Origin of the sequence: Scopulibacillus cellulosilyticus (assembly GCF_042665295.1) — a bacterium.
GTDB lineage: Bacteria > Bacillota > Bacilli > Bacillales > Sporolactobacillaceae > Scopulibacillus_A > Scopulibacillus_A cellulosilyticus.
The window spans coordinates 23444-35775 of sequence record NZ_JBHTCO010000011.1 but is presented as its reverse complement, the minus strand read 5'-3'; the positions used below and the strand labels follow the sequence as shown (position 1 = coordinate 35775).

Sequence of the window (12332 nt, the reverse complement as noted above, 5' to 3'; positions counted from 1 at the left end):
CCAGATGTCGTCCAAAAAGACTTGTCCTCCTTTTTGAACAATGCTTTTACAACTTATTCTGCATCTTATTCGTAAACATAATATATCCATTATAGCCAGCCGGCAATTTTCATGTCAATTTTTATATGTTACCGGTCAATGATAACATTTATTATTCTGCAGGATTGTTAAGGCCGGGAAGGTTCTCCTCCAGAAAAGAAGCTGACCCTTTGAACATATCTTTCCTTAATTTATTCATATAATCATTAACGGATAAGCCCATCACATGATTGACAAATTCGTGAAGTTTTAACGATTTGTCCTTTTTCTCCATCGTTTCTTCGATAAATGTCCATAATTCATTCATCGTTAGCCGCTTCAGTCCCAATGAATGGAATTCTTCAAGCTTACTATTAAGAAATGGTTGAATATGATGACGCCATTCTTGGTAATTTTGTGTATGAGACAAGTCCATCACTCCTATCGATATTATCATAGCACAAGTCAAACTAATGGAAAATATAAATTCTTCTTAAAACCGCCCGGATCTAGTCATGCTTTGTCCACCTATAGGCATATACATGTTATCAAGTATCAGAGAGAAGAGTATTTGACTGCAAAGGACAAACCATCGTGCATTTAGCAAGGCTAAGATACCTATTCATACGGGGCGTTCCTTAAAAAGGAGAAAAACCCTTAAAAAAGGCGGGCTTATTTATGACAAAACAATCTTTTCTTAAAGGAACTTTTATATTAATTATTGCAGGAATGATTACTAAAATCCTTGGTTTTGTTAATAAAATGGTTGTTGCAAGGATTATCGGCGAAGAAGGCATCGGCCTTTACATGATGGCCTATCCAACGCTTATGCTTACAGTAACATTAACCCAATTAGGATTGCCGGTAGCTATTTCAAAAATGGTCGCTGAAGCTGATGCGCTTAATGACCGGAAAAAAATAAAAAAAATATTAACGGTTTCTTTTTTAACCGTTGGCATCCTAAGCATTATTTTTACAGCCGTTATGGTGATACTGGCACCGCTTTTAGCTAAAACTGTATTTACCGATCCGAGAACGATTTATCCGCTTCTTGCTATAGCACCGATTGTACCAATTGTTGCTGTTGCTTCGGTACTGCGCGGATACTTTCAAGGCCTGCAAGACATGAAGCCTTATGCATACTCTCAAGTGATAGAACAAGTTGTTCGGATTTCATTGGTAGCCTTTTTAACAACGACGCTTTTGCCATACGGTATTGAATATGCAGCCGGCGGGACAATGATTTCCGGTGTGATTGGTGAATTTATTTCCCTTTTATATATGATTTCGATGTTTAAGAGAAGAAAAAGGGTTAAGATTCGAAAAGACTTTTGGGGATTTTTGCATAATGGCAAGCAAACCTTTAAACAATTGATGAATATTGCTTTACCGACAACAGGCAGCCGGCTGATTGGCTCAATTTCATATTTTTTGGAACCTATTATTATTTCTCACAGTCTGTATTTGGCTGGTGTCTCTACCATTGTAGCAACAAAACAATACGGGGAACTTGAAGGTTTTGCTATTCCGTTGTTAATTTTGCCAAGCTTTATTACATTTGCTCTGCAAACATCACTGGTCCCAACGATCAGCGAGGCCCAGGCAACTCATAATATTGAAACGATCCACTACAGGCTGAACCAAGCTTTAAAAATCGCTATGATTACCGGAGGCATCTCAATTGTTGTTTCTTATGTTTTCGCGGAACCATTAATGACCTTGATGTATCATTCACCGGGTTCGGCTGTCTATATTTATGTTATGGGGCCATTCTTTTTTCTATTTTATTTCCAAGGTCCGCTTCAGGCGGTACTTCAAGCTCTTGACCTTGCTAATGCTGCATTGATTAACAGCTTTATAGGCGCTGCAGTTAAACTTCTGACTATATTTGCGCTTGCCTCCCGCCCCGAACTGGGAATTATAGGAGCAGCTTTAGGATTTGTTGCAAGCGTCGTTCTCGTCACGCTTCTTCACTTAGCGACGGTTATAAAAAAGGTAGGATTTTCACTTGTTTTAAAGGATTATGTTAAAGGGATTTTCTCTATTATCATTACCGGATGTTTCGCTAATTTCTTAATGAAGCACTTTCTATTGGATTGGGGGCTTTTACCCCGCACAATGACGTTAATTGTCATTACCGTTATTTTCTACTTCATTGTTATTCGCGCAACCCGTCTTTTAAAGAAAGAGGAACTATCAAGTTTCCCTATTATCGGAAAATGGGTGGTATAGTAAACACCGGCCAATATTTTAATTGCCCGGTGTTTTACCGTTCATCTTTTATGTCTATATAAAAAGTGCCATCATCATCTAAAACACAGTAAGAAATTTGTTTAACATCACGGAAACCTAAATTTCTTAATTGTTGTCTTAACCATAATGGTGTTTGATTAATTTTCTCTAAGTTTTGTTTCTGAACTTTTCCGTCTAAAATAAGCGGAAAGCTCATGGCGGAAATTTTTTCATCATTGTTTTCATAATCTGATTTTTTTAAAACAGACAACTTCCCATTAGGCTCAAGGACACCAAATTCTACATCAGTTATATTCTTAATATTTTGTTCTCTTAACTGAGTCAGGAGGTCATCAAAGTTATAACGCTGTTTCCGCATCTCGTGTTCATCAATTTTCCCTTCTTTAATGATAGTCGCCGGCTTTCCATCGAAGAGTTCTCGTAATGCCTTGCTTTTTAATGATAAAGCAGAAAGGAGCATTTGTATAAGCAGTAATAATAATATAGGAACTATCATAACAAACAACGGTTTATTGGGATCTTCAATTGAAATGACAGCTAATTCAGCGATCATAATGGACACAACGAAATCAACAATGCTTAATTGCCCAATTTCCCGCTTCCCCATCATACGAAAGGTCACTAAAATAACAATATATAAAAAAATGGTCCTTAAGATAACAGTAGCCATCAAGAAATCCCCTTTCTATGTAACCCATTCTTAGTATGAGCAGAGCAAAGAGGAAAAATGATGTCTTATTAGAAAATGATTTAATAAAAAAATACCAAAAAGTCACTTTGTTTGTTAATTCAATTCTATTCCTGTCCAAGCGTGAATAAGCATAAATAAACAGCTTATAAAGTGAAACTTCCATCAGTGGGGGATTTCTTTATCCCAACTGATGGTTAGTTGAACAAATCGGGGTGTTAGCGTTCGTTAACTTCCGCCTATACTTCAGCGCTTAAACTAAAGTTTTGAGGCGGGAGACTTACGGACGGTTGCACCGGGATGAAAAGGGGGAACACCATGACTAAACGAATGCTCACCGCCGCCTGTTACGGAATTGTAACAGCACTTTTCATTATTTTAGTTGTTACCTTTGTTTTAGCAACATTATTAAGACTCACCTCTATGACGGAGTCTTCAGTCGGCCTGCTGCCTATGATTACCTCATTCGTCGCTTTATTCATTGCCGGTATCACAGCCGGAACCAAGTTGAAGGAAAAAGGACTGTTTATCGGAGGCACAACGGGTATTTTATACTCTCTGTTAATACTGCTTATTCAGTTTCTCGGTTATAACAGCGGTATCTCGTCAGGACAATATTTGTTATATGCCGGAAATATAGTCATTGCAGCATTCGGCGGTGCCATTGGCGTTAACATCTTTGTTAAAAAACATTAAAAAACGTGCCTCATAATGAAGCACGTTTCTTTTATTCTTCTTTAGCTTTTTCTTCTTTTTCGTTAGCTGCTTTTTGTTCTTTCGGCTCATGGGTTTGTTTCTTTTGGTAAATGTCCCTTACCGCCGCACGATCAAAAGTAATCTTAGTTGTATTATGGCATTTGATCGTAACTTTTTCATCGTCAATAGCGTCTACAGTACCATGTATCCCGCCAATTGTTACGATTTTATCGCCCTTTTGCAGACTAGTTTGCATTTCGCGCGTTTTCTTTTGACGCTTTTGCTGCGGTCTTATGAGCAAGAAATAGAAAATCACAAAAAAGATAATCAACGGACCAATTGTCGTTAAAAAACTGCTGCTCATTCTCAACCCTCCTTTATAAAATCAATATTAAAGCTTGTGTTCAAATAGGCTGCTCTTGTTCCCGGTCCTTTTTGAACATCCGCTTAAAAGTTTCTTGCATTTGGCTTATTAAAGCCATATTGCTCAAAGAAAGCTTCTCTATAATCGAGCAAGCGATCTTCACGAATAGCTTGTCTTACACACTCCATCAATTTTATCAAAAAATAAAGATTATGGTAAGATGTAAGTCTAAATCCAAATGTTTCATTTGCCTTTACCAAATGTCTGATGTATGCCCTTGAATATGTTTTACATACATGACAGTCACAATTTTCGTCAATCGGTCCAAAATCACGGGCATATTTAGCATTTCTGATCACAAGCCTGCCGTTGGATGTCATGCATGTGCCATTTCGGGCAATTCGTGTCGGCAGTACACAATCGAACATATCAATCCCCCTGATTGCCCCGTCAATAAGAGAATCAGGTGACCCAACCCCCATAAGGTACCTGGGTTTATTATCAGGCAACAGCGGTGTTGTATAGGTTAAAACTTCATTCATTATGTCTTTCGGCTCACCTACTGACAAACCGCCGACAGCATAACCAGGAAAATCTAATGACGTCAGCTCACGAGCTGATTGTCTCCGCAGTTCTTCGAATTCGCCGCCTTGGACAATGCCAAACAAGGATTGAGTTTCCGGCTTTTTATTTGCTTTTAGACATCTTTCAGCCCAACGGCTTGTCCGTTCAACGGAAGCCTTCATATAATCATATGAAGCGGGGTACGGCGGACATTCATCAAATGCCATCATAATATCTGATCCTAAAGCATTTTGTATCGCAATTGACTTTTCAGGGGTTAAAAATAACTTTTCGCCATTTAAATGGTTACGAAAGTGAACACCTTCTTCGGTAATGTCTCTCAGGTCACTCAAGCTGAACACTTGAAACCCGCCGGAATCTGTTAAAATCCCTTGATCCCAGTTCATAAATTGATGGAGGCCCCCTGCCGCACGTACGATATCTTCACCCGGACGAAGCCAAAGATGATATGTGTTGCTGAGAATGACACCTGCGCCCATTTCTTTCAGTTCTTCCGGACTGATCGTTTTAACCGTTGCTAATGTTCCAACAGGCATAAACATGGGCGTTTCAAATGTTCCATGGGGTGTATTAAGCTTACCGAGCCTTGCCCCGGATTGTTTGCATACCTTAATTAATTCATACGTTACAGCAGTCATGTTGTCTTAATCCCCTCTGTTATGAACATCGCATCTCCGAAACTGAAGAAACGGTAACGTTCCTGAACAGCTTCTCTATAAGCATCTAAAATAAATTCACGTCCGGAAAATGCGCTGACAAGCATAATTAAAGTGGACTTCGGCAAGTGAAAATTAGTGATCATTCCATCAATTGCCTTATATTCAAATCCCGGGTAAATAAATATATCTGTCCAACCGGATGCTTCTTTCAGTTCACCGTTAAATTTAGCGGCAATTGTCTCTAATGTACGGATAACAGTTGTTCCAACAGCAATGATACGCCCGCCTCGGCTTTTTGTATGATTCAAAAGTTCAGCTGTTTGTTTTGACATTTGGTAGAACTCTGCGTGCATAGTATGCTCTTCGATCTGTTCCGCCTTTACAGGGCGAAATGTTCCCAAGCCAACATGAAGCGTAATAAAGGCAATAGAGATACCTTTTTCCTTAAGCTTTTCTAACAGTTCGTTTGTAAAATGGAGTCCTGCAGTCGGTGCAGCAGCCGACCCGCTGTGCTTAGCATAAACGGTTTGATACCTGTCCTGGTCATCTAATTGCTCTTTAATATAAGGCGGAAGCGGCATTTTTCCTAATTCATCAAGTACCTCGTGGAAAATGCCTTCGTATTTAAAAGTTAGTTCTCTTCGTCCTTCGTCTAACTCTTTTGTACAAACCGCTTGCAGCTTGCCATTGCCAAATTGTAAAGCTGCCCCTTTTTTTACACGTTTGGCGGGTTTAACGAGACATTCCCAAGTGTTTCCTTCTAATTGCTTCAGTAATAAAATTTCAATTTTAGCCCCAGTATCTGACTTCTCGCCAAATAGCCGGGCCGGTAATACCTTTGTGTCATTTAATACTAAACAATCACCTGGATTAAGGTAATCAACAATGTCCGAAAAATGCCGGTGTTCGATCGTTTTCCGATTAGGATTAAGAACCATCAGTCTCGATGCTGCCCGGTCTTTTAATGGAGTTTGAGCAATCAGTTCTTCTGGTAAATCGAAATCAAATATTGATACATCCATGAAATTCTCACCTTTACTTAATGTATTAAATTGTTCAAAAAGTCCTCCTTTTTGAACACGCATTATTAGCGAAATCTGTTAATAATATAAAAGATAAGAGATAGAACAATACTAATCAGAAGGCAAGTGATAATTGGGAAGTAAAAGGTGGTATTCCCTTTTTTAAAAACAATGTCACCCGGAAGTTTTCCAATGAATTGCCAAATGAATCCCACTAAGAACAACACAATACCAATCGTCATCATCAGTTTGCCAAAACCGGTCATTACTTATAAGGCCCTTCTATATTAAAATGTTTATAAACAGCCTCTGTTACCATCCGGCCTCTTGGCGTCCTTTGCAAAAACCCGATTTGAAGCAAATAAGGTTCATAGACATCTTCAATAGTATGTCTCTCTTCACCTATTGTAGCAGCAATCGTGTCAAGACCTACCGGCCCGCCATTAAACTTTTCAATAATAGACTTTAAAAGCTGATGGTCTATATGATCCAAGCCCCTTTCATCAACTTGCAGACGAAGCAAAGACTCCCTAGTTAAAAAATGATCAATTATCCCATCATTTGTAACCTGAGCAAAGTCACGGATTCTTCTAAGCAACCGATTGGCAATCCTCGGTGTCCCTCTTGATCTTTTGGCAATTTCATAAGCCGCTTCTTCTTCAATCTCTGTCTGCAAAATATGTGCAGTCCTTTTTACAATGAGTGAAAGTTCATCAGTCGTATAAAATTGCAGACGGCTGATGACGCCGAAGCGATCCCGTAATGGCGGCGATAAATACCCTGCACGTGTTGTTGCCCCAATCAATGTAAAAGGAGGCAAATCAATACGGACCGAGTGTGCCGTATCACCTTTTCCAAGCACTATATCGAGGCAAAAGTCTTCCATAGCCGGGTAAAGAACTTCTTCAACATGGCGGTTTAACCGGTGGATCTCATCTATAAACAAAACATCCCCCGGTTCTAAAGCTGTTAAAATAGCAGCTAAATCACCCGGCCTTTCAATAGCAGGGCCTGAGGTTGTCCGGATATTGACCCCCATCTCATTAGCAATAATTATTGACAGCGTTGTTTTTCCTAATCCCGGAGGTCCGTACAGCAAAACATGATCTAATGGTTCATGCCGCTGTTTTGCCGCCTTTATAAAAATAGACAGATTATCTTTAACCTGCTCCTGACCAATATAATCGACGAGTTTTTGCGGTCGAATCGATCTTTCTATCAATTCTTCTTCAGGGATCGATTCACCTGAAACCATTCGCTCTTCCATCGCTAAATTGGCCTCCTTAACTCTTTAGCATCAACCCTAAAGCTTCTTTAATGTATTTCTCTGCCGTTAAGTTTTTATTTTCTAACTTAGGCACTATTCTTTTAATTTCTCTCTCAGAATAACCAAGCGCCTTCAAGGCTTCAAGCGCCTCTTCAAGCGCTCCGTTAGATCCTAAAGAATCTTCCATAACAGGTGCAAACAAGCCAAATTGATCTTTAAACTTTCCTTTTAAATCTAATATGATTTGTCTCGCTGTCTTCTTGCCTATGCCGGGAAATTTGATTAAATATTGCTCATTTTCATCTTCAATCGCTTGTATCACATTCTCAGGCTGCCCTGAAGCGAGGATCGCCAAACCTCCTTTTGGACCAATCCCCGAGACACTTAAAAGATGAATAAATAACGCTCGTTCTTCCCTTGATTTAAATCCATATAACGCTATAATATCTTCTCTTACATACTGATATGTATAAATCACCATCTCTTGCCCCATATGCTGCTGGTAAGCAAACGGATTAGGACAAATTATTTGATAGCCGATACCGTTGTTTTCAATAACCATATACTCGCTTGAGATATGTTGAACGGTCCCTTTTATATAATCGATCAATACGGTTTCTCCTTCAAATATAAAAATTACTCAACGTTCATCATAACATATATTTAATAAAAATGATAGGATAAGCTGCTTAGAATAGACAATGCACTTATACTTAAGACCTTAAATTGGCCTCTGCGTCAAATTGACATCTAAAGCAGCCAATTTATGCTTTTAACGTAAGAGAAAATGGACATTCCTTTTCAAGAATGTCCAGAAGAATGCTTTTCCGCATATTTGGCTAAAGCATTCATTACCTGTTGGAAATGCTTTTTGTTGCGAACAGGAATTCCTTTATTAAGATCTTTAACTTCATTTGCCTCTAAAGCTTTTGTATCAATCTGAAAGAAAGTTTGAATGATTTGATTTTTGTCGGGATTTCCTTCGAAAATAGTCAAAGTTCGATCATTTGTTAAACCAAAAATACCTACAGTTTTAGCTACAGGGGAAATATCATTCACTCTTTTTTCAAAGTAAATATTGTCATTCGTTTGTTTTACTAATTGCCAATCTTGGTAAGACAAAAAAATATCTTTCAAAGATAATGGATGTTCTTCCACCGTTCTCTCAATAGAAATACCATCCAGGTAGTCCTTTTTTAGATGGACATAAACAACAACCGGGGTCTTTTGCAGGTGCGTCATGTTACTTTTACTTTGTTCAGCCTGTGCTAAATGACTGTAATTTCCATTTAGATCAAAAAAGAAAAGACCACTTGTAAAAAGTAAAGAAAATAAGAGCTTGATCAAACAAATCACCTCTTATTTAGAAATTTAATAACATTATTATTTCCCAAATAAGAGGCTTAACATTCGTATTGACAAATTATTCTTCATTCAAATTATGATAGATGTCCTGTACGTCGTCGTTTTCTTCCAAAGCGTCAATAAGTTTCATCATTTTTTCAAGATCTCCGCCGGATAATGAAGTGGTGGTCTTTGGAATCATTGTGACTTCAGCATCTTCAATCTTATAACCCTGGCTTTCCAATGTTTCCCTTACTTGTGTAAAATCTTCAGGTTGAGTCAATATGATAAAAGCCCCTTCTTCATTTTCCATTTCTTCAGCGCCTGCTTCAATGGCATCCAGCATCAATGATTCCTCGTCAATTTCATCAGCCGCTTCTATAGTAATAACGCCTTTTTTATCAAACATATAGGCGACACAGCCCGACTCGCCCAAGTTTCCTCCGTGCTTAGAAAACGCATGGCGAATTTCCGATGCTGAACGGTTTTTATTGTCTGTTAATACTTCGACCATCACCGCTGTCCCGCCCGGTCCGTATCCTTCATATGTGATTTCTTCATATGTGACGCCATCAAGATTTCCCGTCGCTTTTTTAATGGCACGTGTTATATTATCGTTAGGCATATTAGCCGCTTTAGCTTTTTCAATAACAGTTCTTAGCGCATTGTTTGTATCAGGATCTCCGCCGCCATTTTTTGCAGCTGTAAAAATATCCTTTGCTAATTTCATAAATATTTTACCGCGTTTTGCATCTTGGGCATTTTTGCGGTGCTGTATATTTTTCCACTTTGAATGTCCAGCCATAATGATTCTCCTCTCTTTATTGCTACTACATTTTACTATACCATAAATTAAAACAAAAAAAAGGACAAGGATATCTGATATCCCTTGCCCTTTAGCCATTTATTTAACGTCTGACATTATTTTGGAACGGACGTTTAGCCGCATTGCCCAGATCATTAATAATTCCTGTTACATCTGAGCTTACTTCATTCCAAGTACCGCCGGTTCTTAGACGGTAGTTAACATTTTGAATTCTTTTAACGATATTTCTATCTGTAGTAACGCGAACATCTTTACCCGGTGCGTATTGTTGTGCAGTTTTTGTTACGTCATTAATGAAATCAGGATTTTTTAAACTTCCTTTAGTAGCGTTAACACCAACTATGACAGTATTGCCTCTAACCAACACATGAGCATCTTCAACACCATTGATTCGGCTTACTTTTTTGGCAATCTTCGTAGCTGTGTTGTTCTGATTAGCGTATCTCATATCTCGATCATTAATGCCATAATCATCATTACGAGTACGATCTGCTACATAAGGATAATTATTGACGTTGTTGCGCGCCGGGTTAGTATAATAACCGACATTACGCATATTGTTATTCCTATTAGGATTAGGACCGGCAGCATTATTGGCCGCACAGCCAACAAGCGCACCGCTGAACATTAACGCAGTGGATAAAGTTAAAATTGTTTTCTTCAAAATAATAAACCCCCTTTCTCTAATATGATGTCTGAAGAGGGTAATACTTAAACTGTTAGTTGAAGGTGCTATTGTTAAATTTTGATGTTTTTTTCGGTTAAGTATATATAGTTAATCATCCGAATAGATTGTCACAATTAATGATAATTATTCGTAAAAAAAACGAACAAAAAAAAAGATGAGCAGACGATTTAAAATAATCGTCACTCATCCTTTTTATTTGAAGTCGGAAATTGGGGCAGGTATGGCGGTTGCTGATAATTAGCGTAGCTGTCCCAGCGTTGATTAATTTCCTCTTCTTGCTGATTATTATTATTTTCCTCCCTGTTTGCCGATGAGACAGGCGGTGTTGGTGGTGTCGGCGGTGTTGGCGGAACCCCCGGATCGTAATAAAATGCTTCAGGAGAAGGCTGATAATACATATTCATATTTGGCTGTTGGTCGCAGCCACAGTCCGCTTGCGGCGGAAAACTTTGGTATTGATAATAATATTCTTGATTAGGATAAGCATTTATCTGATGTGACATTTGCTGCCCATAATAACCGTAACCTGACTCCCCATAACCGCTGTGCATTGGATAATGAGAGGCGGATGGATAATGAGACATCATATAATTTGTATCATACCAAGTATTTATTTCCGGATTTATATTAGCTCCATGCCATACATTAGATTCATGCATAACATTGGCTTGATACCATGGATTTATTTCCGGATTAACATGAGATCCATGCCATGGATTTATCTCTGGATTCACATTGGCTTCATGCCACATATTTGACTGTGTCATATTATTTACGTCATGCCAAGTGTTCATTTCCGGATTTACATTAGCTTCATGCCACACACTTGACTCTGGCATAATGTTCGCGTCCTGCCATGCGTTCATTTCCGGATTTACATTGGCTTCATGCCACATATTTGACTGTGTCATATTATTTGCGTTATACCACGTGTTCATTTCCGGATTCACATTTGCCCCATGCCATTGATTTACCTCCGGCATAACATTTGGATTTTGCCATGTATTCATTTCAGGCATTATATGTGTACCATGCCAAGTTGTTTCCTTTAAATAGGGATCTTCCCATAAATTTGAGTTATCAAATTTATGATAATAATTTTCTTCCTTTGTTATAGCCCATGGATCTTCCAATGGTTTATTTAATACCGGTTTTTTATCATTAATTTTCTTTTTTGATTCCCATTCCCACAACGGCATACTGTTCATACTTGGATGATAATTTGGCATCTCATTGATCTCTTTTGGATGTATCATATTTGGCAATTCATTTTCTATAATAGGTATCTCATGGATATTTTCTTTCGGTTTATTGTTAGATTTCGGTTCAATGTTTGATTCATTAATATTAATGTGATGAATTTCATCTGAATGAGGATTTATATTCGGGTTTACGTTTGGATTTGGATTTGCATTTATATTCGGGTTTGTGTTCGCATTTGGATTAGGATTTACCTTCGGATTTGCATTATTGTTTACATTTGGATTCCAATTATTTTCATTATCCATCATTGGATAGATAGGCGCTGTTTTCTTTAATTGTTTATTCATTACCGGATTCTCTGTATTAGGTATTTCTTTTTTAGGCATTTCTTTTTTTTCATGAAAAATAGGTTTTTCTTTTTTNTAACTTTAGGCTCTTCTTTTTTTATAGGCATCTCCTTTTTTGAAATCGGTTCTTCTTTTTTCTTAACAGGTTTATATCCTGTAGGTACTTTAATCTTCATTCCGGGCATGATTTTATCCGGATTACTCAGTTGAGGATTCATCTTTTTTACTTCTTCTAATGGAATGCCGTGCTTCTGAGCAATTTCGTACAGCGTATCGCCTTTTTGAACAACATAAATTTTCACGTTCTAACCCCTCCTGCACGCGTGTATTACATTATATGGCCGGTCTGGGCTAATTGCCACATTTTTTTAT

At 38.1% G+C, this 12332-nt stretch carries 14 protein-coding genes and 1 pseudogene; 2 read left to right on the top strand and 13 right to left on the bottom strand.

Features of this window, described 5'->3' with window-relative positions:
- Window positions 1-151: 151 nt before the first annotated feature.
- Complete coding sequence (locus tag ACFQRG_RS09595; RefSeq protein ID WP_380965681.1) at window positions 152-448, bottom strand: post-transcriptional regulator; 297 nt, start codon at window positions 446-448, stop codon at window positions 152-154.
- Window positions 449-696: 248 nt separating this feature from the next.
- On the opposite strand from ACFQRG_RS09595, the gene spoVB reads away from it, so the two are divergent.
- Window positions 697-2250 carry a stage V sporulation protein B gene (gene spoVB, locus ACFQRG_RS09590; protein WP_380965680.1) on the top strand — a complete coding sequence of 518 codons (1554 nt, stop codon included), beginning with the start codon at window positions 697-699 and terminating at the stop codon, window positions 2248-2250.
- Between the two features lie 34 nt (window positions 2251-2284).
- On the opposite strand, the gene ACFQRG_RS09585 is transcribed toward spoVB, so the two are convergent.
- Window positions 2285-2941, bottom strand: coding sequence for a YetF domain-containing protein (locus ACFQRG_RS09585; RefSeq protein ID WP_380965679.1), 657 nt, complete (start codon window positions 2939-2941; stop codon window positions 2285-2287).
- Window positions 2942-3277: 336 nt separating this feature from the next.
- Between ACFQRG_RS09585 and ACFQRG_RS09580 the strand changes: the two genes are divergently transcribed.
- Entirely contained in the window at window positions 3278-3655 is a 378-nt protein-coding gene (locus tag ACFQRG_RS09580) for a TIGR04086 family membrane protein (protein WP_380965677.1), read from the top strand.
- A 31-nt stretch (window positions 3656-3686) separates the two neighbouring features.
- On the opposite strand, the gene yajC is transcribed toward ACFQRG_RS09580, so the two are convergent.
- From yajC to ACFQRG_RS09525, 11 genes and pseudogenes are all read right to left on the bottom strand, one after another.
- Complete coding sequence (gene yajC, locus ACFQRG_RS09575) at window positions 3687-4019, bottom strand: preprotein translocase subunit YajC (RefSeq protein ID WP_380965675.1); 333 nt, start codon at window positions 4017-4019, stop codon at window positions 3687-3689.
- 83 nt (window positions 4020-4102) lie between these two features.
- Window positions 4103-5242 carry a tRNA guanosine(34) transglycosylase Tgt gene (gene tgt, locus ACFQRG_RS09570; RefSeq protein WP_380965674.1) on the bottom strand — a complete coding sequence of 380 codons (1140 nt, stop codon included), beginning with the start codon at window positions 5240-5242 and terminating at the stop codon, window positions 4103-4105.
- Window positions 5239-6285, bottom strand: coding sequence for a tRNA preQ1(34) S-adenosylmethionine ribosyltransferase-isomerase QueA (gene queA / locus ACFQRG_RS09565; protein WP_380965673.1), 1047 nt, complete (start codon window positions 6283-6285; stop codon window positions 5239-5241). The genes tgt and queA overlap by 4 nt, the downstream gene beginning before the upstream one ends.
- Before the next feature lie 65 nt (window positions 6286-6350).
- Window positions 6351-6551: a DUF2905 domain-containing protein gene (locus tag ACFQRG_RS09560; protein ID WP_380965672.1), complete on the bottom strand. Its 201-nt coding sequence runs from the start codon at window positions 6549-6551 to the stop codon at window positions 6351-6353.
- Window positions 6551-7552, bottom strand: coding sequence for a Holliday junction branch migration DNA helicase RuvB (gene ruvB, locus ACFQRG_RS09555; protein WP_380965671.1), 1002 nt, complete (start codon window positions 7550-7552; stop codon window positions 6551-6553). The genes ACFQRG_RS09560 and ruvB overlap by 1 nt, the downstream gene beginning before the upstream one ends.
- Before the next feature lie 16 nt (window positions 7553-7568).
- Window positions 7569-8162, bottom strand: a complete 594-nt coding sequence (gene ruvA / locus ACFQRG_RS09550) for a Holliday junction branch migration protein RuvA (RefSeq protein WP_380965670.1) — start codon at window positions 8160-8162, stop codon at window positions 7569-7571.
- A gap of 191 nt (window positions 8163-8353) precedes the next feature.
- Window positions 8354-8899, bottom strand: coding sequence for a BofC C-terminal domain-containing protein (locus ACFQRG_RS09545; protein ID WP_380965669.1), 546 nt, complete (start codon window positions 8897-8899; stop codon window positions 8354-8356).
- Between the two features lie 76 nt (window positions 8900-8975).
- Window positions 8976-9701 carry a YebC/PmpR family DNA-binding transcriptional regulator gene (locus ACFQRG_RS09540; protein ID WP_380965668.1) on the bottom strand — a complete coding sequence of 242 codons (726 nt, stop codon included), beginning with the start codon at window positions 9699-9701 and terminating at the stop codon, window positions 8976-8978.
- Window positions 9702-9804: 103 nt separating this feature from the next.
- On the bottom strand, window positions 9805-10386 hold the full coding sequence (locus ACFQRG_RS09535; RefSeq protein ID WP_380965666.1) for a YhcN/YlaJ family sporulation lipoprotein: 582 nt from the start codon (window positions 10384-10386) through the stop codon (window positions 9805-9807).
- Window positions 10387-10589: 203 nt separating this feature from the next.
- Window positions 10590-11960 (bottom strand): hypothetical protein, encoded by a 1371-nt coding sequence (locus tag ACFQRG_RS09530; protein WP_380965665.1) that lies wholly within the window; start codon window positions 11958-11960, stop codon window positions 10590-10592.
- 80 nt (window positions 11961-12040) lie between these two features.
- Window positions 12041-12262: pseudogene (locus tag ACFQRG_RS09525) on the bottom strand (LysM peptidoglycan-binding domain-containing protein); the annotation flags it as partial.
- Window positions 12263-12332 lie beyond the last annotated feature (70 nt).